This is a genomic window from Bacillus sp. GW823-FHT06A10 (assembly GCF_058795375.1).
The window spans coordinates 1116958-1143420 of the sequence record NZ_JBXAHT010000002.1; the positions used below are offsets into that span (position 1 = coordinate 1116958).

A 26463-nucleotide genomic window follows, 5' to 3' on the forward strand; every position below is an offset into this window, starting at 1 on the left:
AGATTTTTAATAATAAAGGTGGGTATAAGTTATGAGCAAAACGATTCTTTTTACTGGGGGCGGTACAGCCGGACACGTTATGATTAATATTGTATTAATTCCTAAATTTATAGAGAAAGGCTGGAGAGTCGAGTATATTGGATCAAAAAATGGAATTGAAAAATCATTAGTGCAAAATGTTAAATACAATAGTGTTTCAACGGGCAAGCTTAGGAGATATTGGGATTGGGAAAATTTTAAAGATCCTTTTAAAATTATACGAGGTTGTTTACAAAGTTATAAATTAATTAAGAAAACAAAGCCTGACGTTATCTTTTCAGCAGGAGGATTTGTTTCAGTTCCTGTAGCTATAGGAGCATGGTTAAATCGTGTGCCTATAATTATACGTGAACCAGATAGCACATTAGGACTTGCCAATAAAATAGCATTACCTTTTGCTACAAAGCTATGCACAACATTTCCTCAGACAGGAGAAAATGTAAGTAATGAGAAGAAGGTTTATGTAGGACCAATTGTAAGGGAAGAAATTGAGAAGGGTAACGTATTACGAGGAAGAAGATATTGTGAATTTCAGCAAGATAAACCAGTATTATTAATTATGGGTGGGAGTCAAGGTGCTAAGTGGATAAATGATATGGTAAGGGAATGTTTAGATACAATACTATTAAATTTTAATATTATTCATATATGTGGTAAAGGAAAGGTAGACCCATCTATTGGCATGGAGGGGTATATGCAATTTGAATATATAGGCGACGAGTTGCCGCATGTACTAAATATGGCAAGTGTTGTAGTTTCCAGAGCGGGTTCTACTGCTATTTCTGAATTGTTATTTTTGAAGAAACCGATGTTGCTTATCCCGTTAACTAACAGTTCCAGTAGGGGAGATCAAGTTTTAAATGCTGAATATTTTTCACGGCAAGGATATGCTGAAGTTATACTCCAAGACAGAGTAAGTACGAATACATTTATACATGCAGTAAATAAGTTGTATACAAATAAGGAGAAATATATTCAAAACATGAATGGATATAAGAAAACAAATGATGAGGGAATTCATCAAATAATAGATATAATAAATGAAGTGGTGAAGTAATAGAAATGTAAATAGAAAAACAAAAGGAAAGAAGGTATCTTCTTTCCTTTTTACTATATTTGTTCAAATTCATTATTATTTATTCTAATTAGTTATGTACTATCGGTGAATGCCGTTTTCTAATAGCTCAGTAAATGCATGAATATGAATAGGTTTACTGTAATAATAACCTTGAATAAACTGACATTTATTTTTTTGAAGGAAATTTACGTGCTCTTTTGTTTCTACACCTTCAGCAATGACAGACATTCCTAATGTATTTGCTAATGTGATGATCGTTTTAATAATTTCCATTCCATCATCACATGTTTCAGACATTGTAATAAATTCTCTCGGGATTTTTAACGTATCAATTGGATATAAAGGTAAGTAGGCTAGCGAAGAATAACCTGTACCAAAGTCGTCGATTGAGATGTGAATCCCTAAACTTTTTAGTGTACGCAGTTTTATCAATGTTTCTCGCTCATCCATCATTGCAATTCGCTCTGTTAATTCAAGATCAAGAGAGCTTGCTGGTAAACCTGTATTTGTTAAAGTAGAAGAAATAGATTTTACAAAATCCTCTTGTTCAAATTCTTTAGCAGATAAATTTACACCTATTTTTAAATGTGAATATCCGAGTGCGTGCCAACGTTTCATTTGCTTGCAAGCCTGCTCTAATGTCCATTTACCTATTGAAATAATTTGTAGTGTTTCTTCTGCAATCGGAATAAACTCGTATGGAGAAATAATACCTAATTCAGGATGATTCCACCTAATTAAAGCTTCTGCACCGATAATTTTATTAGATTCACTATCAACTTGAGGTTGATACAAAAGGAACAATTCTTCATTTTGTAGTGCGTTTGGTAAATCTTTTTCTAATCGCAATCGTCTTTCAATTTTTTTAGCGATTACATCGTCATAAATAGATACAGAGTTAAGTTCTTTTGCTTTTGCATCATACATTGCAACATTAGCGTTTTTAAGAAGTGTAGCGGTATCGATTCCGGAATGTGGATAAATAGCGATGCCGATACTCAGTGATAAAGTTAATTTATGCTCATGTATGATAAATGACTTTTTCATGCATTCAAATAATTGGTTACATAATTGGAATAAGTAATCTTCGTCAGTATAGTTTTCAATTATGATTGTAAATTCATCGCCACCGATTCTTGAAAGATGAGTATGTGATGGAAGACATGATTGGAATCGCTTTGCTACTTCTTCTAATATGTAATCTCCTGACGAATGTCCAAGTGTATCGTTAATTGCTTTAAAGCGATCTAAATCTAAATATAATAATGCAAACTCGCTTTCTGTTATTTTAGCATTTTTTATAACTCTCTTTAATTTCTTATGGAAAAAGGCACGGTTCCCAATTTTCGTTACAGTGTCATGGAATGCTAAATATTTTATTTCTTCTTGCTGTTTTTTTAGTGCAGTAATATCTTTCACCATAATATAGCTTCCTGAAATTTGTCCGTCTATTATAATAGGAATGATTGTAACGTATAAAAAATAAGTAAAGCCATCTTTATATTGAGAACTAAGTTGTAAGAATGCCGATTCTTGTTGTTTCACTTTTTCTAATGCCAATGCTAGCTTATGCTTATCTTCATCTAAAATGATCGAAAAACAAGTTTCGCCTAGTAACTCATCCGTTGGTGCCCCAAGTAGTACACTCCCAGCCTTATTTACATTTAAGAATGTTCCATTTAAATCAATGGTGAAAATAGGGTCAGGATGATATTCATATAATGATTTAAACTTTTGTTGTTTTTGAGAAAGAGCCTCTGATTTATGAACTAAATCAGACGTCCGTACAGTAACTTTTTCTTCTAGTTGGGCATTAAATGCCTGTAAACGTTTTGTTAAGGAATTGTTTTGCATACGTACGATAGAATGACGAATGAGTACGAAAATAAAAGTAATACAATTCCCTGTAATGAGAGTTGAAGATGATGTTTGTTCTTTTAATGTAAACCCGATTAGTATTGCAACAGCAAGATAGGGAAATACAACTAAAGCTTTTTTTCCTATTATAGGGTTTACAATGAAATAATTTTTATGGCTATTATGATCTTCTGAAATAGAGCCAGCTATTGCAATAAGTAATATAGGTATTCTATATAAAAGACGTAATAATGTTATCGTTTCAGTTGATAAATGGTTATTTAAGTAAAAATAAATATAGTTAAAAGTTGCAGAACTTATTAATACAAAAATAAAGATATAAATTTTCCGTTTGGAATTAAAAATTGTTGGACGGAAAAAGAGACTAACACCTAGCAGTAGAAATAATAAATCTGCAATTGGGTATAAAAATGAAAGGAAAACATCCCCTAGTGAAAGAGCGAATATATTTAAATTTGGCTGATTAAATAAATACCATTCTAATGTAAATATGGAAGTAAGCACTATGCATATATCACAAATAAAGAACGCTTTTTCCCATTTATTGCATTCCTTTAAGATTTTATAGGAGAAAGCGATAAGACAGAAAAGTAGAAAAACCATGTAAAATACATCAGAAATAGTAAAACGATGTATTGGAATTTCGAAGAAGCTATCTTGATATGTATATACTATTTTCCCTAATAAAAAACTACCAATTGCTATTGTAATACATATCCAAAACGGATTTGAACTGACTTTTTTAGAATATATAGAGTAAATCAGTGATACAAATGTAATGGCTTCAACGACAAGTGAAGCGAAGCGTACATCTGAATTTGAAAAATGAGTAGGGAACAGATAGAAAAACATAAAATAGATTGAATAGCATATTAATGTTCCGATTAATATACATAATTGTAAATTTTTATTTAATTTCAATGAAATCACCTTCTTTAATTATGCACTATGTTCGTTATATCTATACATAATAATATTATTTAAGAATTGTATCAGATTTCCTTATAAAAATCATGTTTATAAGGAAAGTGTTAAAGAGTATAAGTATTCTCAAAGTTGAAAAAATATTGCGGTGGATAGTATAGACGGTATCAAGACTTTAAATAGAAATTGTATATTTAGTCATCCTTTGAATTGTAAAGTTTTTTTAGTGATTTGTAAGTGGAGATGCAAAATTGCATATAAAATGATGGGGATTTTTATTTTTAGTCTGAAAATTAATATTTGTAGAAATGTTAGGAAAAGATATAAAATAAGAACGTGCATTCTTACAGAGTGGAATAGTATTGCCACTAAATAGGGAGTTTTTTTATGATATATCGAATTAAAGATGCAGAAATATACTATGAAATTGTGGGGGAGGGTAAACCGGTCATTATCATACATGGCTGCGCTTCTGACCATAGGTTAATGATGAAATGTATGGAATCATTATTTCAGAAATATGAAGGTTATAAGCGAATATATATTGATTTACCTGGAATGGGAAAATCGAATGCTCCAAATTGGATAAATAGTTCAGATCGTATAGTAGATGTGCTTATCACGTTTATCGAGGAAATCATTTGTACTGAAAAATTTTTATTGGTAGGAGAATCATATGGAGGCTATTTAGCCAAAGGTATACTTGCAAAGATGTTTGAGAGAGTTAGCGGATTACTATTAGTATGTCCTGTTGTTGTAGCGGAGCCAGAAAAAAGGATTCTTCCAGATAAACAGGTAATTGTACAAGATCAGGAATTTTTAAATACGCTCACTTCCGCAGACAGAGAGGAGTTTTGTGAGTTAGCTGTAATAGCAAATGAATATACATATAAGCGATTTAAAGAAGAAATTAAGCCTGGGTTAGATGTTGCTAATTATGAATTTATTGAAAGGTTGCAAAAGAATTACTCTCTTACTATGGATTTTCAGCATGAAAAATATGAAAATCCCGTTCTTTTACTGACTGGAAGACAAGATATATCAGTAGGTTATCAAAATATTATAGAAATTATTGAAGAATATCCAAGGGCAACATTAGCAGTGTTAGATATGGCAGGGCATAATTTACAAATTGAGCAGCCTGAATTATTTGAGAGTTTAGTAGGAGAATGGATTAGACGAACAAATTAGCACAGTTTATAAAGTATTTTAGTATTACCCCTAAGTGTTGAAATGGGATAAATGAACGTGATTTATTAACTTATCTCGCTATTTGCCGGGCAGCCCGATTAGTGAGGGCTGATTAAAGTTTCACTTTATAAAAAATTTTAAGGAGAAATTATGAGCACATATATTTATATGGTTAGACATGGTGAATCACCAAAACTAGAAGGAAATGAAAGAATGCGTGGATTAACTGAGAGGGGACATATGGATGCCCGTGGAGTAACTGACATATTAAAATCGGAGAGGATTGATACTTTTATTTCCAGTCCTTATAATCGGGCTATGCTAACGATAGAGGAGTCAGCTAATTTCCATGAAAAAGAAATAGTAGTATATGAAAATCTTAAAGAGTGTATGTTTTCAAGTGAGGATCAGGTTATATCAGACAAAGAGGTGTATCCACTTGTACAGAAGATGTTCTCTAATCCGGACTTTGCACGAACGGAAGGAGAGTCATATGCAGATTGCCAGAGAAGAGTAGTGAAAGTATTAAAAGAAATCTTAATGGATTTTCGAGGATGCAAAATTGTAATTGGTACACATGGGCTTGTCATGACATTAATGATGAACTATTTTGATAAACAATATGGTTTTGAATTTTTAATGAATACGTCAAAACCGGATATATATAATATGGAGTTTAAAGAAGAACAATTAATGAATGTAAAGAGATTATGGAAAGCGGAATAAAATTAGTTGCATGGATTTTGTTGTAAAAGTTACTTTTATAGCAAAGTCTTTTTTTGAATAGAAAGCATCTTTATCAACTATTTTTAGAATGTTAAATCAATAAGTAATTATTCAGTATTTGAATAAATTATTAGGGAATTGGTTTAGGGAAACAATTTTAAATGTGTCAAAACTCCAAACGTTGGATTTATATTCAATAGGAGAAAAAGATGTAGAATTTTGTCTTACAGTCCCCGTTTACTTTTCATTTCATTACATATAGGCTTTGTGGTGTAAGGGAGGACATTACCTTTACGCAAAATCTATAAGGAGGTCATTGTAATGAAACAGATTAAAAAGTTTGCGGGAGTTGCTTTAGCGGGGACGATTGGATTAAGTGGACTACTGTTTTTAGAACCAAGTGTAAGCGTTGCGGAAGCACAGCAAGTGAAAGTGGAAAATTTCAATACAATTGATGTATCGATGAATCTAAATGAATTGTATGTATTAAGTGGCAGAAGCATTGATATTCTTTCTGGAGATAAAGAAGCAATTCAGTTAAATAAATACACAATTAGTTTTAATAAACCTGGGAAGTATGTGATTAAAGTAAATGGCTGTATTCATGATGATGTATATACTTTTATTGTGAATGAGTAGTATATATTCTTAAATTGCGAGATAAAAACAGAAACACCCTATTTGCGATGAGAGTCGTAAATAGGGTGAATTTATTTGTATTAAGCTGTACTTTAAATATGCTCACTAATTTTCTTTTTGCCATGTAAAGTATGTAAAAGTGTTTGAAACATCTTAAATGATTGCTGAAAGATTGGACTTTGAATAAAGGTGTACAGAAAAGTTACGATGAAAACAGGACCTCCTAGCATAAATCCAATAACTAGTACAATACATTCTACTATGATTCTAGCACGGCTAATAGAAAGTCCTGTTTTGTCTGAAATAGTAAGCATGAATCCATCACGGGGTCCAGCGCCAATCCCAGCCGCAACGTACATACCTCCCCCGATACCTGTAATAGCAATACCAGAAAATAAAATGAGTAAGTTTATCCATAAATAATTACTAGCGTCTGGAAGCATGTTTGATTGTAAGAAAAAGTCCATAATGGGACCGATAAGTAGTGCATTCAAAAATGTCCCCACATTTATATATTTTCGATCTACTAGTAAAGATATTAGAACGAGACATAACCCACATATGACACTCCACGTACCGATGGTCCATCCAAACTTTTGGTAGAGAGCCATATTTAAAACTTCCCAAGGGTGCAAGCCGAGAAATTTAACTTTGACTGCAAGAGTGTTTCCAAGGCCAAAGAAAATTAATCCTAAGAAAAAAAGAAAATAGCGAAAGAGAGTTAGCCTCATCTTTACAACCTCCCATATTTTATAATTATGTATGTTACCTGTTACAGTTTTAATGTACAAATATTATGTCTTTTTATCATTCGTTTAAAAGTGTTAACAATGTAAATGAAATATACATCTTCACAGTCAAAAAAGTTAAAATATTTCGTTTTAAGGATTATAATGGAGGGAGAAACATAAAAGGGAGTGAATGAACTTGAAACAAGAACTTATTGAAAGATTTACGAGATATGTAAAAATTGATACGCAATCAAATGAAGAAAGTCATACAGTACCAACAACACGAGGACAAATTGAGTTTGGTAAGTTATTAGTGGAAGAGCTAAAAGAAATTGGGTTAACAGAAGTAACGATGGATGATAATGGCTATGTAATGGCAACACTTCCAGCTAATACGGACAAGGATGTTCCTGTAATCGGATTTTTAGCTCATTTAGATACGGCAACAGACTTTACGGGGAAAAACGTCAAACCACAAATTCATGAAAATTTTGATGGTAATGCAATTACATTAAATGAAGAGCTAAATGTTGTGTTAACACCAGAGCAGTTCCCAGAATTACCATCATATAAAGGACATACGATTATTACAACTGATGGTACAACACTTCTAGGAGCAGATGATAAAGCTGGTCTTACAGAAATTATGGTTGCAATGAACCATTTAATACATAATCCGCAAATTAAGCACGGGAAAATAAGAGTAGCATTTACACCGGATGAAGAAATTGGTCGTGGGCCAGCGCATTTTGATGTAGAAGCGTTTGGTGCATCATTCGCTTATACGATGGATGGAGGTCCATTAGGTGGTTTAGAGTATGAAAGTTTTAATGCTGCAGGTGCTAAGTTAACGTTTAACGGAACGAATACACATCCTGGAACAGCGAAAAATAAAATGCGCAATGCAACTAAACTGGCTATGGAGTTTAACGGGTATTTACCAGTAGAAGAGGCACCAGAGTATACTGAAGGATACGAAGGGTTTTACCATTTACTCTCTTTAAATGGTGATGTTGAGCAAAGTAAAGCATATTATATTATTCGAGATTTTGATCGTGAAAATTTTGAAACACGTAAAAATACCATTGAAAATATTGTGAAACAAATGCAAGAGAAGTATGGGAAAGATGCAGTCGTTTTAGAAATGAATGATCAATACTATAACATGCTTGAAAAAATTGAACCAGTAAGAGAAATTGTTGATATTGCATATGAAGCAATGAAAAGTTTAGACATTGAACCAAATATTCATCCGATTCGCGGAGGAACAGATGGATCACAATTATCATATATGGGATTACCGACGCCGAATATTTTCACTGGTGGTGAAAACTATCACGGTAAATTTGAGTATGTTTCGGTAGATACTATGGAAAAAGCTGTTCAAGTTATTGTAGAAATTGCAAGACGTTTTGAGGAGCAAGCTTAAAAAAGAACCAAGTAGTACGAATGTGCTACTTGGTTCTTTTAATATAGTACTCGCCACAAATAAAAAGTCGCATAAGACTCCCAATTAGCCCAGTTTGCTGCAAAATCTTTTATTTCATCTTTAGTCGGTTTATTTTCGGAGCCTATTATAAATTTAATTGCATTATGGAGACCAACATCATCAATTGGAAAAGCTGAAGGGAATCTTAAACAACGCATTAAAACATAGTTGGCAGTCCAGGGGCCTATACCATGGATGGCGGTTAATTGTTTCTCAGCAACCTTTACATCTTGTGTTTGCAGTAAATCCTCTTTTGATAGTTTTCTCTCTGTAATAAGCTTCGCAATACCGATTAAATATTTACATTTTCTAGTCGTCATTTTTAATTGTTGGAGATCTTCTACATGTAGATTTGCAATTGTTTCAGGTGATGGGAATATCCAATGTTTTCTACCGTCCCATTCTACATAACTTCCAAATTGCTCAACTAATCTCCTTTTTAGCGTATAAGCATATGTTAGGTTAATTTGTTGACCGATAATTCCCCAGGAAAGTGCCTCAAATAAGTCTGGAATACCTAAATTACGAAGGCCATAATATTGTTCAATTGGTCCTTGAAGGAGTAAATCATGTTTCGCTAATGTATAAAAAGGGGCTAAATCAGTACTTAAATCAAACCATTCTTTTATATAGTTAGCTACAGCATCGCTTACCCATCTTTCATGAGTATATAACTCTTCTAAAAAACGTATTTGAATATTGCCATCAGTATTCAAACTAATTTCAACTAAAGGATTTACATCTTGAACAGGGATAACTTTATAAATTTTATTGTCTTCAATATGGAACATACATTCATTGTTAGAACGTGATAGATAGCGTAAATTTTCTTGAAAACAAAATTCTTTCGGAACTGCTACAGATAATGCGCTATTATATTCTGCTGTCATATGAATTCCACCTGCACCTTTTCTAATGTAAGCAATTTTTTCTTCATTTCTAATCCACCCCTAAATCCGGTTAGTTTCCCATTCCTCCCAATAACGCGGTGACAAGGAATTGTAATAAGAAGAGGGTTAGCAGCAATAGCAGAAGCAACGGCGCGCACAGCTTTAGGTTTTTGAATTCTTTCAGCAATTTCTGTATAAGAATATGTCTTTCCATAAGGAATTTCACGTACCGCATTCCAAACAGATAATTGAAAATTAGTTCCATAAGCATCGATAGGAAATGTGAAAGTTTCTCGCTTGTTTTCTAAATACTCGATAACTTCTTGCGTATATATTTGCAAGTAATCTGGACTATGGGTCAATATATGTTGGGGCAGTTTTTTTCTAGCCCATATATCTAATTCTTCAAAGTTTTCGTCTTGTGATCCAATGAAACATAGTCCATTTTCAGTTGCAGCAATATGAAATCGCCAATTTTTATGTGTAAGTAGCGTCCAATATATATAATTATTTTTGTAGGAATTCATTATCGTATCCCTCTTTCATTTCGTTCTTTTTTCGATATTCAGTAGGAGTAAATCCGGTTTTCTTTTTAAATAAAGTTGCGAAATACTCTGGGTTTTCTATCCCGACAGCAGTACTAATTTCTTTAATAGATTGATTTGTGTGTAAAAGGTATTCGGTTGCTTTAAGAACCCTGAATTGTTGTATATATTCTATAGGAGTTAGCCCTATTATTCTTTTGAAAGTACGCTGTAAATGAAAAGGGCTACCGTGACACATTTCCGCAAGCATGTCGAGAGTTAAGGATTCGTCATAATGCTTTTCGATATAGTCTTTAATTTGTTCTACCCACTCTTCATTAGGTAAAGTGATCCCGTTTGGCTTACAACGTTTGCACGGGCGAAAGTTTTCACTTAATGCTTGCTCTGCATGATGAAAAATTCGTACATTGTTTCTATTCGGTATTCTTGATTTGCATGATGGTCTGCAAAAGATTCCAGTTGATTTCACAGCATAAAAGAATTTGCTATCATAGGAAGAATCATTATGAATAATTGCTTGCCAATACTCATTTGTTAATGTAACTCCTTCCTTGTGCATAGAACATCACCTCTGAAATTAGTATAACCTGAATAAAGTGCGTATGTATGTATTCATAAATGTAAGAGCAAGATTACAAAGGTGAAAATATGATTGTTTTCTATTTTGTGATAGCATGAAATTTGGAAATAAACATCAAGAGGAGGACTATAAATGAAGTTAATTTCATGGAATGTAAATGGTTTGCGAGCTGTTATCGCAAAAGGTGGATTTTTGGAATATCTTGAGGAATCAAGTGCTGACATATTTTGTCTACAAGAGATTAAATTACAAGAAGGACAAATTGATTTAAATCTAAAGGGATATTATACATACTGGAATTATGCTGTGAAAAAAGGATATTCAGGAACGGCTATTTTTTCAAAAAAAGAACCGCTTTCAGTTACATATGGTTTAGGCATTGAAGAGCATGATCATGAAGGACGACTTATTACTTTAGAATTCGAAGATTTTTACATGATAACGTTATATACACCAAATTCAAAACGTGGATTAGAACGATTAGATTACAGAATGAAATGGGAAGATGATTTCAGGTCCTATATCAAACGATTAGATGAGAAAAAACCAGTTATTTTTTGTGGAGATTTAAATGTTGCTCATAAAGAAATCGATTTGAAAAATCCGAAAAGTAATCGTAAAAACCCTGGATTCTCTGATGAGGAACGAGAGAAATTTTCATGTATTTTAGAAGAAGGGTTTGTTGATACATATCGTTACCTTTATCCTGATCAAGAAGGTGCATACTCGTGGTGGTCGTATCGTATGGGCGCGAGAGCGAAAAATATCGGATGGCGTTTAGATTATTTTGTTGTTTCGGAAAGAATGAAAGACCAAATAACAGAAGCGAAAATTAATAGTGAAGTAATGGGATCTGACCATTGTCCAGTTGAATTACATATAAATTTCTAAAAAAAGAAGTATCCATCTAACATTAGGCGGATACTTCTTTTTTAATTCAGTTTGTTAAAATTTTTCAAATCTTTCTTGAAATAATTGCATATTAAATATATACTTAGTAACGATAATCATTATCAATGAAAAATATTATCAATGGATGAGGTATAAAAGAATTATAGCTTAGGGGAAGTGAACGAGAATGAGTTCTGGATAGAATTATTAATCTAATGAAATATATATGTAAGACAAGTTTCATATAGTTAAATTTTATTGAGAATATAGTTTGGAAAATTCGAGAGGAGATATATAAAGATGAATAAAAAGTTATTTACATTAGGGATGGTTACAGTTTTAAGTGTAGGTTTAGCGGCATGTAATAGTGCGGATAAAACTTCAGGCGAGCAAAAACAACAGACAAAAGCTACGGAAACGAAAAAAGATGAAAAACGAAAAATTACATATTTAGGTAAAGAATATACAGTGCCAGCAAAAGTAGATAAAATTGCGACAGCTAGTTTAGAGTCAATGGAAGATGCGGCAGTACTTGGAATTAAACCAGTTGGTGCCATTACTGTTGGTGGTAAATTACCGAAGTATCTTGAGAAAGATTTAGAAGGTGCGAAATCTGTTGGTGAGAAAATGGAACCAAATTTCGAAACATTACTTCAATTAAAACCAGACGTTATTACATCAAGTACGAAATTCCCAGCAGAAACAGCTGAAAAGTTTACGAAAGTAGCTCCTACATTCCCGGTATCACACGTTTCAACAAATTGGGAAGATAACTTAAAGTTAATGGGAGAATTAACTGGTAAAAAAGATAAAGCAGAAAAAATTATTAAAGACTACAATTCGGACGCTGAAAAAGCAAAAGCAAAACTAGGAGATAAGTTAAAAGATAAAAAAGTACTTGTCATTAGACTAAGAGCAAATGACTTATTCCTATACCCAGAAGGAGTATACTTTAACCCTGTAATTTATAAAGATCTTGGACTAACTGCTCCAGAACAACTTAAAACGGTAAAAGCACAAGAAAAAATTTCTTTAGAAAAATTAGCTGAAGTTAATCCTGATTATATCTTCTTGCAATACGAAGCAAGTGAAAATAATAAACCGAAAGTGCTAGAAGATATTGAAAATAATCCAATTTGGCAAAGTATGAACGCTGCGAAAGAAAAGAAAGTATTTGTAAATGTTGTAGACCCAATGGCACAAGGTGGTACAGCTTGGAGTAAAACAGCATTCTTAAAAGAAGCAGTGAAAAATTTATCTAAATAATACAATAAGTAAGGTGCGTTGAATGATATGCAGAAAACAAATGCAGTACCAGTAACTATATTATGTATAGCACCCATACTCATCTTATTTACAGTTATACTTTCGATTTTGTATGGGGCAAAAAGTATTGACGCTGAAACAGTGTGGAACGCATTATTTCATTTTGATTCAAGCGATGTAAATCATAATATTATTATTACTTCACGTTTACCAAGGGTAGTTGCAGCTCTTTTAGTCGGAGCATTTCTAGCCATATCAGGAGCACTTATGCAGGGGATGACAAGAAACTATCTTGCATCCCCTTCTATTATGGGTGTGACGGATGGCGCTGCCTTTGTTATTACACTTAGCATGATTTTTCTTCCGGGAATGTCATCAATTGGTATGGTTTTATGTTCAATGATTGGTTCTGCACTAGGAGCCGGTATCGTGTTTGGTTTTGGTTCGCTCCTTCAAAATGGCTTATCACCAGTTAGGTTAGCGATTATAGGAACAGTTATTGGAACATTTTTAAGTAGTGTATCGGCTGCAATGGCTTCGTATTTCCAAATTTCTCAAAATGTTAGTTTTTGGTTTAATGCAAAGTTAGATCAAGTAGATCCTAATATCATTAAAATCACGATACCGTTTGGGATAATTGGAATAATTTTAGCACTGTTAATATCAAAATCTATTACCATTCTTTCATTAGGCGAAGAGGTTTCTATTAATTTAGGGCAACGTACAAAACTAGTTAAAGCGATGGCAATTTTATCGGTAATTTTCTTAACAGGAACAGCAGTTGCTTTAGTGGGGAAAGTTGGTTTTGTAGGTTTAATTATTCCGCACATTACCCGCTTTATAATTGGGGTAGATTATAAGTGGATTTTGCCATGTGCAGGTGTTATTGGTGGCGTTTTCTTAGCGTTATGTGACGTTTTGAGTAGATTTGTAAACTATCCATTTGAAACACCTATTGGAGTCGTTACCTCTTTAATTGGAATTCCTTTCTTTCTTTATTTAATCCGTACTAGAGGAGGAGAGCGACATGCCTAAAAGTTCAAGTCAACGTTTCGGAATGACGATGGGAATTATTATATTTTTAATACTATGTGCTATTTATATTAGTTTAACAAATGGTACGTTCGATATTACGATTACAGATGTATTTAAAACACTGTTTAGAATTGATCCAGTACCAGAACATGATTTAGTTATTTTTGAGTTTCGCCTTCCGCGCATCGTAATTGCTGGATTAGTAGGATTAGGCCTTGGTGTTGCGGGTGCCGTTATTCAAGGGATTACGAGAAATGGGTTGGCGGACCCAGGTATTTTAGGCGTAAATGCCGGAGCAGGAACAGCGATTGTCATTTTTATGTTTTTCTTTCAAGGGCAATTAAAAAGCACAGACTGGGTTTCTATTATGATGATGCCAATGTTTGGTTTAGTAGGCGGATTAGGTGCAGCTATCATCATTTATCTGTTTTCTTGGAAAAACGGTAAATTAGATTCGCAGCGACTTTTATTAACAGGGATTGCAATTGGATCAGGATTTGGAGCCTTTTCTATGTACTTATCACTCAAAATGAAGTCAACTGATTTTGAAATGGCCGCAGTGTGGGTGTCTGGAAGCATATATAGTGCGAACTGGAAGTATATTGTGGCTATGTTACCATGGCTTATTATCTTAATTCCGCTTATACAAAAGAAAGCTTATTTATTAGATTTATTTCAATTGGAAGAAACGAGTATTACAAGTTTAGGTGTTTCAGTAGAAAGAGAGAAATCGATTTTACTATTAAGTAGTATCGGGCTTGTGAGCGCATGTGTTGCTGTTTCAGGGAGTATCGGTTTTATTGGCTTAATGGCACCGCATATAGCGAAAAGGCTTGTCGGTATTCAACATAAGTATATAATTCCTACGTGCGGCGTAATCGGAATGTTTCTTGTAATTGCTTCAGACTTTATTGCGAAAACAGTTTTTACACCTGTAGAGCTACCAGTTGGAATCGTTATTTCTATTGTCGGTGTACCGTATTTCTTATATTTACTTTATAAGGCGAAAGCGTAAGAGGAGGAATAAAAGTGAGTATTTTAAGTGCAAAAAATTTAGAAACAAGTTATGAAAAGCTTACAGTGTTTCGCGATTTAAATGTGGAAATACAAGAAGGAAAAGTAACGACAATTATAGGTCCAAACGGTTGCGGTAAATCGACATTGTTAAAAACAATGGGAAGAATTTTAAAACAAAAAAGCGGTAAAGTATATTTGCAAGGACAGGATTTACATACAATTCCAACGAAAGAAATTGCGAAGCAGTTAGCTTTACTCCCGCAAACTCCAATTGCACCAGGTGAACTTAAAGTGGAAGAATTAATTTCTTATGGACGCTATCCACATCGAAATAACGTAAATAAGTTAACGACAAAAGATAAAGAAATGATTGATTGGGCATTAGATATAACGAAAACTTCTGAATTTCGAACGAGACAAATTGCAAATTTATCAGGTGGCCAAAGACAGAAGGTATGGCTAGCGATGGCATTAGCACAAGAGACAGAAGTGTTGCTATTAGATGAGCCAACTACATACCTTGATATGTCTCATCAATTAGATGTATTACAAATTGTGGAGAAGTTAAATAAAGAACATAATTGTACGGTTGTTATGGTATTACATGATATTAACCATGCAGCAAGGTTTTCAGATGAAATTATTGCAATGAAGGAAGGAGAAATTGTTACAACTGGTAGCCCAGAAGAAATCATTACAAATGAAGTGTTAAAAGAAGTATTTCATATTGATGCACGTGTCATGATTGATCCGTATAACGGGGCTCCTGTTTGTTTCGGTTATGATAGCGTTGTATCTCAAGAAGAAAAAATCGAAATATATGTAACAAGTTAAAAAGGGGGGGATAGGGTGAATACTACAGTTGAAAAACAGCAGATTATAACATCTAATACAGAGCAGTGGAAAATGTATTCAAAATTAGAAGGTAAGGAATATCAAATTCATATTTCAAAGCCGAGGCAACCAGCACCGGATTCAGGATATCCTGTCATTTACGTATTAGATGGCAATGCCTTTTTTCAAACATTTCATGAAGCAGTTAAAATACAATCAGTAAGAGCGGAAAAAACCGGTGTTTCACCAGCTATTATAGTAGGAGTGGGTTATCCAATTGAAGGCGCATTTTCAGGGGAAGAAAGGTGCTATGATTTTACGCCTAGCGTAATTTCAAAAGATGCCCCTTTAAAACCAGACGGTAAACCGTGGCCTAAAACAGGAGGAGCACATAATTTCTTTACTTTTATTGAAGAAGAACTGAAACCACAAATTGAAAAGAATTTTGAGATTGATAAAGGTAAGCAAACTTTATTTGGGCATTCTTTAGGTGGCCTATTCGCTTTGCATATACTATTTACAAACTTGAATGCTTTTCAAAATTATTTTATTAGTAGTCCATCTATATGGTGGAATAATAAATCCGTTCTTGAAAAAGAAGAGAACCTTATAATTGAATTAAACAATGCTAAGTTTGAAACAGGAGTGTTCCTTACAGTTGGATCACTTGAACGAGAGCATATGGTTGTAGGTGCAAATGAATTATCAGAGCGCCTTCTCCAAGTAAACCACGATAAACTTAAATTTAAGTTTTATGAAGCTGAAGGGGAGAATCATGCATCTGTTGTGCCGACGTCTTTAAGTAAAGGATTGAGGTTTATTAGTTACGTATAGGAAAAAAGGTTATGGATAAAACATTCCATAACCTTTTTTAATATGTAGAATTGTCCTTTTCGAAAGTTTTGTTTCAACTTTTCGTCTAAAGAGACAAAAAGTTGTCACAAATCGGTCACAATTAGCATAAACATAAAATAGACGAAATGAACTTATTTCCAAAAAGGCTTGGTTTATTTCAATCATGATTTGTAGAGCTGAAAAAGTATGGATTAAAAGTTCACTATATTCCCAAGGAGGTAGATCGTATGAAAACTATTCTTGCTATCGCTGGACTTATTTGGGTTCTATCACATGGCATTCCAATTTATGAAGGAGAACAAATTCGCAGTGCTCTAAATAAAAATTTTAATGAATATCATATCATTGATCGGCAAGATAATGTTGTGACAGTTCGAGTAAATGACTGTTTTCATACGGTAACCGTTGAAGGAACTTCAGTAGTGAATGATACAAAAGTATGCGATCAGCAATAATTATATATGGAAAGAAAAAATTCTCGGGTTAAATATCTGAAAATTAAAATTAAAACATTATAGACGAAGAATAAGCGGGGGCGGGTAATCCCCGCTTATTCTTGTTTCACTTTATTGAATTTTGATGAGAGATATAATGATTTTTTGACAAAAAGGAAAGGGTATACTGAAAATTGAGATTAAGAAGCTAATGAGTTGTTAAGAATAATCATAAAGTGTAAATATACTCTTATGGGGTATCATGCGTAGATATTTAATGCTATAATTGGTATACTCATAAAAAACAATTGTTTTATTGGATGAAGAGAAACTTTAAGAAGGTGATAATATGGATCATAAAGAGCATGAAGCAGTAACACATAGATCAGAAAAAGAAAAAGAACAGATTATAAATAGATTAAAGAGAATTGAAGGACAGGTCCGCGGTATTCAAAACATGATTGAAAATGATCGTTATTGCGTAGATATTTTAGTGCAAATTTCAGCGATTAATGCAGCGATGAAAAAAGTAGGAATGGGTGTTCTCAAAAATCATACGAGTCATTGTGTTTCAGGAGCTATTAAAAATGGAAATGGTGACGAAGCAATTGAAGAATTAATGACAGTATTTGAACGTTTTTCAAAAGCGTAAAAACAAGCTAGTATTTAACTGGCTTGTTTTTTTGTTTACCCTCATATTGGATTTTGGTGTATTGTAGTGAAAAAGTGTGTGTAAAATAAACTTTTAGAAAATAATTGAAAAATCATGATACAAAACCATTGATTACCTTAGGGGGGTATGGTAAGATGTAATTGTGATTAACAAACAATGAATAAACAAGAGGAGGATTTTAAATGGAACAGTTAACATTACAAGTTGAAGGTATGTCTTGTGGACATTGTGTAAATGCTATCGAAAGCAGTGTGAAAGAGCTAAACGGTGTTGAACAAGTGAAGGTTCAATTAGCAGAAGGAACTGTTGAAGTTACTATCGACTCGTCTGCTGTAACATTAAAAGATATCGTTGCTGTAATCGAAGATCAAGGATACGATGTTCAATAATTATTTTTAGATATGGAAATAAATCGTACTTTAAATGAAGTACGATTTATTTTGCTAATAATTATACCTCATAAGGGTATATAGAGGTGAGAGACATGAATGAAAAAAAAGAGGCCAATCTTCAAATATCAGGAATGACATGTGCGTCATGTGCAAATAGAATTGAAAAAGGTCTAAAAAAAGTAGAAGGTGTTCATGAGGCAAATGTAAATTTTGCGCTTGAAAAAACAAAAATAATGTACGATCCAACTAAAACAAATCCGCAACAATTTAAAGAAAAAGTTGAATCATTAGGATATGGAATTGTAAGTGATAAAGCTGAATTTACTGTTTCAGGAATGACATGTGCAGCATGTGCAAATAGAGTTGAAAAGCGTTTAAATAAGTTAGATGGTGTGAACAAGGCGACAGTAAATTTTGCTTTAGAATCAGCCACAGTAGACTTTAACCCTGATGAAGTTAATGTAAATGAAATGAAGAGCGCGATTACGAAGCTAGGATATAAATTAGAAGTGAAACCAGATGATCAAGATGCATCAACTGATCATCGATTACAAGAAATTGAAAGACAAAAGAAGAAGTTTATTATTTCGTTTATTTTATCTTTCCCATTATTATGGGCAATGGTTAGTCATTTCTCATTTACGTCATTTATTTATTTACCAGATATGTTAATGAACCCTTGGGTGCAACTAGCACTTGCAACTCCTGTTCAATTTATCATTGGTGGACAGTTTTATGTTGGGGCTTATAAAGCGTTACGCAATAAAAGTGCTAATATGGATGTTCTCGTGGCACTTGGAACGTCGGCCGCGTATTTTTATAGTGTATATTTAAGTATTCAATCTATTGGTTCTTCGGAACATATGACAGATTTATATTTTGAAACGAGTGCGGTACTTATTACATTAATTATTTTAGGTAAATTATTTGAAGCGAAAGCAAAAGGGCGCTCATCAGAAGCAATTAAAAAATTGATGGGTTTACAAGCGAAGACAGCTACAGTTGTGCGAGATGGAACAGAAATAAAAATTTTGATTGAAGAAGTAGTAGCTGGTGATATCGTCTATGTAAAGCCTGGTGAAAAAATACCAGTAGATGGTGAGATTGTAGAAGGAAAATCAGCGATTGATGAATCGATGTTAACGGGTGAAAGTATTCCTGTTGATAAGTCAATTGGGGATGTAGTAATAGGTTCGACAATAAATAAAAATGGTTTTTTAAAAGTGAAAGCAACTAAAGTAGGCAGAGATACTGCATTAGCTCAAATCATTAAAGTAGTAGAAGAGGCACAAGGTTCAAAAGCTCCTATTCAAAGGGTAGCGGATCAAATTTCAGGTATTTTTGTACCGGTTGTAGTTGTGATTGCCATTATCACATTTGCAGTATGGATGATATTTGTTACACCTGGTGATTTTGGCGGAGCACTTGAGAAAATGATAGCAGTACTTGTTATCGCTTGTCCATGTGCATTAGGTCTTGCAACGCCTACATCTATTATGGCAGGATCAGGAAGATCGGCTGAGTATGGTATTTTATTTAAAGGTGGAGAGCATTTAGAAGCAACGCACCGATTAGATACAGTTATTCTAGATAAAACAGGTACTGTGACAAACGGAAAGCCTGTGTTAACAGATATAATTGTAGCAGATGGATTCCATGAAGAAGAAATACTACGTTTAGTAGGTGCGGCAGAAAAAAATTCTGAACACCCACTTGCAGAAGCGATTGTGGAAGGAATTAGAGAAAAGAAAATTGATATTCCAAGTTCAGAAACGTTTGAAGCGATTCCTGGATTTGGTATCGAATCAGTCGTAGAAGGAAAACAATTATTAATTGGCACACGTCGATTAATGAAGAAATTCAATATTGATATTGAAGAAGTTTCAAAATCAATGGAAGAGCTAGAACGAGAAGGAAAAACAGCAATGCTTATTGCAATCGATAAAGAATATGCTGGTATAGTTGCCGTTGCAGATACTGTGAAAGATACTTCAAAAGCAGCTATCGCAAGACTGAAAAAAATGGGTCTAGACGTTGTGATGATTACAGGAGATAATACACAAACTGCTCAGGCGATTGCAAAGCAAGTTGGTATTGATCACGTAATTGCAGAAGTATTGCCAGAAGGAAAAGCAGAAGAAGTGAAAAAACTGCAAGCAAATGGTAAGAAAGTAGCGATGGTTGGAGATGGGATAAATGATGCTCCTGCTCTTGCTACAGCGAACATTGGTATGGCAATTGGAACGGGAACGGATGTAGCGATGGAAGCAGCGGATATAACGTTAATCCGCGGTGATTTAAATAGTATTGCTGATGCGATCTTTATGAGTAAAATGACGATAAGAAATATTAAACAAAATTTATTCTGGGCATTAGCTTATAACGCGTTAGGAATTCCAATTGCGGCATTAGGTTTCTTAGCCCCTTGGGTTGCTGGAGCAGCGATGGCATTTAGTTCTGTATCCGTTGTATTAAATGCATTACGATTACAAAGAGTTAAATTAAAATCTTAAAAAGCTACATTAAGTAATTGAATAGAATTAAAAAACAATACTTTGAATAAGTATTGTTTTTTTGTTCGTATAGAAATTAAAACGATATAATAAAGAAGAATTATGGAATCGTATATAGTAGAAAAGTTAAGAGGTAGTTTGGTAAGGAGACTTATATATGTTAAAAGATATTATAATTAGACCATTTCAGAAAGAAGATTTAAATCAAGTATTACAATTGTTCTATGAAACAGTTCATACGGTTAATGCAAAAGATTATAATGAGTTACAGCTACAAGCATGGGCACCAGATCGACTAGATAGAGAAAGCTGGTTAAAGTCTTTAGAAAAGAATATTAGTTATGTAGCGGATCATAACGGTGTGATAGTCGGATTTGGAGATTATAATGAGGATCATTACGTAGATCGTTTATTTACACATAAATATTATCAGGGGAAAAGGATAGCCTCATCCATATTACAGAAGTTAGAAAAAGAAGCAGTGAACCTAGGGCATAGGGAAATCTATACAGAAGCGAGTATTACAGCAAAACCTTTCTTTGAAAGTAAAGGTTTTATTTGCATAAAGGAACAAAAGAAACAGCATAATGGTCAGATTTTTATTAATTATGTTATGAAAAAAATATCCTTCTCATAAATGAGAAGGATATTTTTCATTATTTTACAGCTTCTTTTAGTTCTTTACCAGCTTTGAAAGCAGGTACTTTAGAAGCTGCGATTTGCATTTCTTCACCAGTTTGTGGGTTACGGCCTGTACGAGCAGCTCTTTCACGAACTTCGAATGTACCGAATCCGATAAGTTGTACTTTTTCACCAGCAGCTAAAGTGTTAGTGATTGATTCTACTACAGTTTGTACAACTACAGTAGCTTCTTTTTGAGAAATCTCAGCATTTTGTGCTACGTTTTTAATTAATTCTGTTTTGTTCATGTTTTTCACCTCATATGTAAATAATGCTATTTAAGTTGTTATTATAACGTATAAAACATTCGAGAACAAGTGTACGTACATATATTCGCAAAAAAAATGAAATTTGTAATATTTTTTAGGACATTTTATAGACATTCCATTTAAGCGGACAGAGATTTGTTCTTCATTTCAGTCTTCTCTTGATGAGAAGGTAGTTTCTTATTATAAGATATGAAGTAAGGTAGTGCTACAAATAACATACCTCCTACTAAATTTCCAAAGAAAACAAAAATAAAGTTTGGAAAATATTCAGCCCAAGTGAAATGACCGGCAAAAATTGCGGCTGGGATGACAAACATATTTGCTACAACGTGTTGAAATCCAATCGCAACAAAAGTCATAACTGGGAACCAAATACCGATAATCTTTCCGATAAATTCTTTACTTCCCATACTGAGCCAAACAGCTAAACAAACGAGCCAATTACATCCGATTGCAGAAATAAATGCTTGCAATGGTGTATCTTGTAGTTTCGCTTGAGCGATAGAAATAGTTTTCGCTAAAAAAGCTCCTTCAGTTAAGCCGACGATATGACCGAAAAAATAGGCTACGAATACAGCTCCTATGAAATTGCTAAATGTAACAATAACTAAATTTCGTATGAAATAAAATAAAGTAATTTTCTTTTGGAGCCAGGCCATAGAAACTGTCATCATGTTACCAGTTACTAGTTCACCGCCTGCAAGAATAACGAGAATGAGACCAACAGGGAATACAGCAGCGCCTAGAAAACTAGAAAATGATCCCCAATATTTTGGCATTGTCCCAATAACATGAATATCGAGTAAATACCCTAATGCGATAAAAGCGCCACCAAAAAAACCAAGAATTAGCATAGGGAGCAATGATAAATGAGCTTTTTTTCTTCCTGAATTCGCAGCAAGTTCCGTAATTTCTTCTGGTGTAAATACAGACATGAATAATCCCTCCGTAATAAAATGATGGAATGAATAGAAAAAATTTCAAAAATCTATGTATTATAAAAATATGTTATGACTTCTGTATAAAATTGTCAAAGTGAATAGAGAGGAAATTACATATTGATAACATTGTTCATATTGTCACATGAATGTAACAATAAGGATTTAAAGTGTTTCTAGAGGTGAAAACATGAATACGAATCATGTAAAAAAAGAACGAAAAAAATCAATCGTAAAGATATTTATTATTAGTTTTATAAGTATATTAATGATACCAGTAAGTTTGTATTATTATGCGACAGAAATAGAACGAAAACTAGTAACCGTTACGTGGAATGAAATAGAAGCTTCTACAATTCCTAAAGAGTTTAATAATAAAAAAATATTGCAGTTTTCAGATGTACATTTAGGACCAGAGTTTACACTGAAACAACTTGAACATTTAGTGGAGAAGATGAATGAATTACATCCAGATATAGTAGTTTTTACCGGAGATTTAATAGATAAATTTGGGTCTTATAGTGCGGAAAGAGAAGCAGCGAAGGCTATTTTGCAGAAAATTTACGCTCCCTTAGGGAAATATGCTGTGTTTGGGAATCATGATAGGGGCGGGGGCGGTAGTTTATTTTACAAAAAATATATGGAGGAAGCTGGTTTTTCTGTATTAGTAAATGAAGTGCAGAAAATTAAAGTGGAAAACGGCAAATATATTACAATATCAGGTTTGGATGATTTTCTATTAGGGAAGCCGCAAATAGATTCAACTTTAAAAAACTTGAAACAAGATGATTTCAACATGTTATTAGTACATGAGCCGGATGTTGTAACCAAAATAAATCGTTACCCAGTGGATCTTCAACTGTCAGGACATAGTCACGGAGGACAAGTCCAAATTCCTTTCGTAGGTCCATTAATTACTACCAAACTAGCTGAGAGCTATGTTGAAGGTATGTATGAAGTAGAGGGGAAGAGTAAGCTGTTATATTTATATGTAAATCGAGGTATTGGGACAACCCGAATGCCTGTTAGATTTTGGAGTGTACCAGAACTTTCAGTATTTGTATTGAAGCAAAATAGTAACTAATGTATTCAATTCCACATCATCATTCTCAATTTGATTTTGATGAACGAGATATGGTAATTGATGGTAAATAAAAAAACAACAATAGGTCCTATAACCTATTGTTGTTTTTTATTATTTTTGCAAGGGAAGAGTATCAAAATATGTTCTGTAATTATTAGAGAATTCAAAGTTGTTTTTTGCATCCCAATTAATAGACCAAGACATTAAGCCGCGGAATGCAGGATAGCCACTTTGGTTAGAAAGTTTATACTTTCCTCCGAACGGAACTCCTTTAATGATATAATTTAAAGCTTTTTTCATTTCAGTTGGCGAAATGTATCCACCACTTGGAGCTGCCGCTGGTGCTGCTGGAAGCCCAATCATAACTTGATCTGAGCGAAGAGCTGGGAAAATGTTATTTGGGTTACCACCTACAGGAAAACCATGTAAGAGCATATCTGCCATAGCGACTTCGTAGTCTGCAGTACCTTGATTGTAGTTATTACCGTCCATTCCAACCCCGCTGCCAGCGTTGTAGTGTTGAACGTGAATGTATGTTAGTTTATCTTTCACTCCGTAAATAATTGGTAAATATGCACCCCAGATACTTCCGTATGCGCTATAACCGCCTTGAACATAAGCTGTTTCAGGAGCCATGCTTAATAGAAAATCTGGACCATAATGATCTGAGATTGTTCGAATAGCTGATATAAGATTTACGATTTGGGGAGTAGTTGGATTTTTGAAATTAATGTCATTTCCGTTTAAGTAAATACCTGATTCAAGGTCAATATCTATTCCATCAAAACCGTATTTATCGATTAGAGATTGTATGGAATTAATAAAACGTTGCTTAGCGGCATTGTCAGGAAGTAAAACGACTCCATTTTGTCCTCCTATTGAAAGAACTACTTTCTTTCCTTTACTTTTTAAATAAGAAATATCTGATTTGAAGTCTGCATCTGTACCATACACAGGAGAAAATTCAACAGTGGAACGATCACCACCAGTTTCACCAAAAGATACATTGATTACATCCCATTTTGGTGAAACGTCTTTTAATTTAATAATGCCAGTACCGTTATCAAAGTTATGCCAGTATCCAACGAGTAATTTTGAACCTAAATTGTTTGCTGCTTGTGTTTGGAAAGGGGATAGCGGTAGTAGTAAGAACAGTACGAAAATACAACAAAAAAATTTGAACTTGTTTAACATATCAACACTCCTATACAAAAAGTTGTCTAGATGTATAATCTTGTTTATTTAATAATATCTGAAAATTCTTTCTTTTGTAAGAGGACTATAATTTTCTCAACAATTGTGTGTGGGAAAGTATTAAACCTAATGAAATAATTTTTGAAGGAGATTGAATTGCAATTGTTAAATTCAGAATATTTTGATATATTTTAACGTATAGAACAAAATCTTTCGCACAGTACTCTTACATAAATTTCAAAATTTAGTTTGGAAGGGGATGTACAAGAGTTGGATAAAAATCTAAAGAAAGATCTCAAAATACGCCACATTACAATGATCTCAATTGGCGGCGTAATAGGGGCTGGTTTGTTTGTTGGAAGTGGTGCCGTTGTACATTCGGCAGGACCTGGTTCTATCGTTTCATATACATTAGCAGGACTTCTAGTCATTTTCGTCATGAGAATGCTAGGAGAAATGGCAGCTGTAAATCCGACAAGTGGTTCATTTGCAACGTATGCAAGAGAAGCAATTGGTCCATGGGCGGGTTATACAATAGGCTGGTTATACTGGTTTTTCTGGGTAATTGTTATTGCAATAGAAGCCACAGCAGGTGCTGGTATTATCCAATATTGGATTCCACAAATACCGCTATGGTTATTAAGTTTAATATTAACAATTTTATTAACGCTGACGAACGTTTTTTCGGTGAAATCATTTGGAGAGTTTGAATATTGGTTTTCTTTTATTAAAGTAATAAGTATTGTTTTGTTCCTTTGTCTAGGTCTTGCTGTTATTTTAGGATTTGTTCCAGGAACAGAAGCACCCGGCACTTCGAATTTAATTGGACAAGGTGGGTTTATGCCAAACGGTATAAGTTCGGTCTTGCTTGGAATTACTGTTGTTATATTTTCATTTATGGGATCAGAGATTGTAGCAGTAGCGGCTGGTGAATCTGCAGAACCTGTAAAAGCAGTAAAAACAGCAACAAACAGTGTGATTTGGCGTATTCTTGTATTTTTTATTGGGTCTATAGCGGTAGTTGTTACGCTACTGCCATGGAATTCAGCTAACATATTAAAAAGTCCATTTGTAGCTGTACTTGAACATATAGGAATACCAGCGGCAGCACAAATTATGAATTTTATCGTTTTAACAGCTGTACTTTCTTGCTTAAATTCAGGCTTATATACAAATTCAAGAATGCTTTTTTCAATGGCAGAAAGAGGAGATGCGCCAAAGTCATTTTTAAAATTGAACAGTAGTGGTGTTCCTGTTCGAGCGGTTTTATTTGGAACGGTCTTCGCTTATATTGGAGTTGTTTTTAGTTACATTTCTCCAGATAAAGTCTTTTTGTTTTTAGTGAATGCATCTGGCGGGATTGCGTTACTGGTTTATCTCGTTATTGCAGTTTCGCATTTAAAGATGCGTAAAAAAATGGGGAAAGTAGAACAAAAAAATTTGAAAGTGAAAATGTGGCTTTTTCCGTATGTAACGTATGTTACAATTGCTGCTATTATAGCAGTTTTAGTTGCGATGTTCGCAATTGATACTTTACGTTCACAAGCACTTTTAACAATGTTTGTTACAGTTCTTATCATACTTTCTTATTTTATTTTTAATAGAAATAAAAATAGCACAGTTTTGAATCCTAAAAGTAAGAATGAGGAATCTGTTCGATTCTAATTTTCTTATTTT

General features: G+C 33.6%; 26 protein-coding genes. 18 read left to right on the top strand and 8 right to left on the bottom strand.

The features are described from left to right. The first annotated feature begins 31 nt into the window (after positions 1-31). Positions 32-1096, top strand: a complete 1065-nt coding sequence (gene murG, locus AC1Q8M_RS20635) for an undecaprenyldiphospho-muramoylpentapeptide beta-N-acetylglucosaminyltransferase (RefSeq protein ID WP_098398735.1) — start codon at positions 32-34, stop codon at positions 1094-1096. 99 nt (positions 1097-1195) lie between these two features. On the opposite strand, the gene AC1Q8M_RS20640 is transcribed toward murG, so the two are convergent. Next, a complete protein-coding gene (locus tag AC1Q8M_RS20640; protein WP_140155485.1) occupies positions 1196-3916 on the bottom strand; it encodes a sensor domain-containing protein in 2721 nt (906 codons plus the stop codon). A gap of 390 nt (positions 3917-4306) precedes the next feature. Here AC1Q8M_RS20640 and AC1Q8M_RS20645 point away from each other — a divergent pair, with 390 nt between their 5' ends. The 3 genes from AC1Q8M_RS20645 to AC1Q8M_RS20655 all read left to right on the top strand — a co-directional run bounded on the left by AC1Q8M_RS20645 (position 4307) and on the right by AC1Q8M_RS20655 (position 6475). Next, the gene (locus AC1Q8M_RS20645) at positions 4307-5110 is read left to right on the top strand and encodes an alpha/beta fold hydrolase (protein WP_098855697.1); all 804 of its coding nucleotides are present in this window, start codon (positions 4307-4309) and stop codon (positions 5108-5110) included. Positions 5111-5260: 150 nt separating this feature from the next. Then, the gene (locus AC1Q8M_RS20650) at positions 5261-5836 is read left to right on the top strand and encodes a histidine phosphatase family protein (protein ID WP_098855696.1); all 576 of its coding nucleotides are present in this window, start codon (positions 5261-5263) and stop codon (positions 5834-5836) included. A 321-nt stretch (positions 5837-6157) separates the two neighbouring features. Beyond that, on the top strand, positions 6158-6475 hold the full coding sequence (locus AC1Q8M_RS20655; protein WP_053563781.1) for a hypothetical protein: 318 nt from the start codon (positions 6158-6160) through the stop codon (positions 6473-6475). 92 nt (positions 6476-6567) lie between these two features. Here the strand turns inward: AC1Q8M_RS20655 and AC1Q8M_RS20660 are convergent, their stop codons facing one another. Further along, positions 6568-7206: a YczE/YyaS/YitT family protein gene (locus AC1Q8M_RS20660; protein WP_098400354.1), complete on the bottom strand. Its 639-nt coding sequence runs from the start codon at positions 7204-7206 to the stop codon at positions 6568-6570. A 196-nt stretch (positions 7207-7402) separates the two neighbouring features. On the opposite strand from AC1Q8M_RS20660, the gene pepT reads away from it, so the two are divergent. Then, a complete protein-coding gene (pepT, locus tag AC1Q8M_RS20665) occupies positions 7403-8635 on the top strand; it encodes a peptidase T (protein ID WP_098361317.1) in 1233 nt (410 codons plus the stop codon). 38 nt (positions 8636-8673) lie between these two features. Here the strand turns inward: pepT and AC1Q8M_RS20670 are convergent, their stop codons facing one another. From AC1Q8M_RS20670 to AC1Q8M_RS20680, 3 genes are read right to left on the bottom strand one after another with little or no spacing between them, the layout of a single operon-like run. Further along, on the bottom strand, positions 8674-9585 hold the full coding sequence (locus AC1Q8M_RS20670; RefSeq protein ID WP_098361318.1) for a DNA-3-methyladenine glycosylase 2: 912 nt from the start codon (positions 9583-9585) through the stop codon (positions 8674-8676). Then, complete coding sequence (locus tag AC1Q8M_RS20675) at positions 9582-10112, bottom strand: methylated-DNA--[protein]-cysteine S-methyltransferase (RefSeq protein WP_098361319.1); 531 nt, start codon at positions 10110-10112, stop codon at positions 9582-9584. The genes AC1Q8M_RS20670 and AC1Q8M_RS20675 overlap by 4 nt, the downstream gene beginning before the upstream one ends. Then, a complete protein-coding gene (locus AC1Q8M_RS20680) occupies positions 10093-10689 on the bottom strand; it encodes a bifunctional transcriptional activator/DNA repair enzyme AdaA (protein WP_065222997.1) in 597 nt (198 codons plus the stop codon). The genes AC1Q8M_RS20675 and AC1Q8M_RS20680 overlap by 20 nt, the downstream gene beginning before the upstream one ends. Positions 10690-10842: 153 nt before the next feature. On the opposite strand from AC1Q8M_RS20680, the gene AC1Q8M_RS20685 reads away from it, so the two are divergent. The 11 genes from AC1Q8M_RS20685 (at position 10843) to AC1Q8M_RS20735 (ending at position 21257) form a co-directional block, all read left to right on the top strand. Then, positions 10843-11601: an exodeoxyribonuclease III gene (locus tag AC1Q8M_RS20685; RefSeq protein WP_098361320.1), complete on the top strand. Its 759-nt coding sequence runs from the start codon at positions 10843-10845 to the stop codon at positions 11599-11601. Positions 11602-11901: 300 nt separating this feature from the next. Next, the gene (locus tag AC1Q8M_RS20690; protein WP_001035498.1) at positions 11902-12867 is read left to right on the top strand and encodes an iron-hydroxamate ABC transporter substrate-binding protein; all 966 of its coding nucleotides are present in this window, start codon (positions 11902-11904) and stop codon (positions 12865-12867) included. A gap of 27 nt (positions 12868-12894) precedes the next feature. Next, positions 12895-13902, top strand: a complete 1008-nt coding sequence (locus AC1Q8M_RS20695; RefSeq protein ID WP_001173064.1) for a FecCD family ABC transporter permease — start codon at positions 12895-12897, stop codon at positions 13900-13902. Continuing rightward, positions 13895-14917, top strand: coding sequence for a FecCD family ABC transporter permease (locus tag AC1Q8M_RS20700; RefSeq protein ID WP_023522806.1), 1023 nt, complete (start codon positions 13895-13897; stop codon positions 14915-14917). The genes AC1Q8M_RS20695 and AC1Q8M_RS20700 overlap by 8 nt, the downstream gene beginning before the upstream one ends. 14 nt (positions 14918-14931) lie before the next feature. Then, complete coding sequence (locus AC1Q8M_RS20705; RefSeq protein WP_000025764.1) at positions 14932-15753, top strand: ABC transporter ATP-binding protein; 822 nt, start codon at positions 14932-14934, stop codon at positions 15751-15753. 15 nt (positions 15754-15768) lie between these two features. Then, the gene (locus AC1Q8M_RS20710; protein WP_001098701.1) at positions 15769-16587 is read left to right on the top strand and encodes an alpha/beta hydrolase; all 819 of its coding nucleotides are present in this window, start codon (positions 15769-15771) and stop codon (positions 16585-16587) included. Positions 16588-16835: 248 nt separating this feature from the next. After that, complete coding sequence (locus AC1Q8M_RS20715; protein ID WP_000849103.1) at positions 16836-17063, top strand: hypothetical protein; 228 nt, start codon at positions 16836-16838, stop codon at positions 17061-17063. Positions 17064-17391: 328 nt separating this feature from the next. Further along, positions 17392-17694: a metal-sensing transcriptional repressor gene (locus tag AC1Q8M_RS20720; RefSeq protein WP_000349637.1), complete on the top strand. Its 303-nt coding sequence runs from the start codon at positions 17392-17394 to the stop codon at positions 17692-17694. A gap of 203 nt (positions 17695-17897) precedes the next feature. Then, positions 17898-18104, top strand: a complete 207-nt coding sequence (gene copZ / locus AC1Q8M_RS20725) for a copper chaperone CopZ (protein WP_000436973.1) — start codon at positions 17898-17900, stop codon at positions 18102-18104. 95 nt (positions 18105-18199) lie between these two features. Continuing rightward, the gene (locus AC1Q8M_RS20730; RefSeq protein WP_097822614.1) at positions 18200-20620 is read left to right on the top strand and encodes a heavy metal translocating P-type ATPase; all 2421 of its coding nucleotides are present in this window, start codon (positions 18200-18202) and stop codon (positions 20618-20620) included. 157 nt (positions 20621-20777) lie between these two features. Next, positions 20778-21257, top strand: coding sequence for a GNAT family N-acetyltransferase (locus tag AC1Q8M_RS20735; RefSeq protein ID WP_097822613.1), 480 nt, complete (start codon positions 20778-20780; stop codon positions 21255-21257). 19 nt (positions 21258-21276) lie between these two features. On the opposite strand, the gene AC1Q8M_RS20740 is transcribed toward AC1Q8M_RS20735, so the two are convergent. Both AC1Q8M_RS20740 and AC1Q8M_RS20745 read right to left on the bottom strand, forming a co-directional pair. Then, complete coding sequence (locus AC1Q8M_RS20740) at positions 21277-21549, bottom strand: HU family DNA-binding protein (RefSeq protein ID WP_001043904.1); 273 nt, start codon at positions 21547-21549, stop codon at positions 21277-21279. Positions 21550-21689: 140 nt separating this feature from the next. Continuing rightward, on the bottom strand, positions 21690-22505 hold the full coding sequence (locus AC1Q8M_RS20745; protein WP_000110542.1) for a formate/nitrite transporter family protein: 816 nt from the start codon (positions 22503-22505) through the stop codon (positions 21690-21692). Between the two features lie 193 nt (positions 22506-22698). On the opposite strand from AC1Q8M_RS20745, the gene AC1Q8M_RS20750 reads away from it, so the two are divergent. Continuing rightward, positions 22699-23592 carry a metallophosphoesterase gene (locus AC1Q8M_RS20750; RefSeq protein ID WP_075718845.1) on the top strand — a complete coding sequence of 298 codons (894 nt, stop codon included), beginning with the start codon at positions 22699-22701 and terminating at the stop codon, positions 23590-23592. Positions 23593-23703: 111 nt separating this feature from the next. Here AC1Q8M_RS20750 and AC1Q8M_RS20755 read toward each other — a convergent pair whose 3' ends face one another. Continuing rightward, positions 23704-24786 (bottom strand): chitinase, encoded by a 1083-nt coding sequence (locus AC1Q8M_RS20755; RefSeq protein ID WP_002094116.1) that lies wholly within the window; start codon positions 24784-24786, stop codon positions 23704-23706. 270 nt (positions 24787-25056) lie between these two features. On the opposite strand from AC1Q8M_RS20755, the gene gabP reads away from it, so the two are divergent. Next, a complete protein-coding gene (gabP, locus tag AC1Q8M_RS20760; protein WP_065229220.1) occupies positions 25057-26451 on the top strand; it encodes a GABA permease in 1395 nt (464 codons plus the stop codon). Positions 26452-26463: the final 12 nt, after the last annotated feature.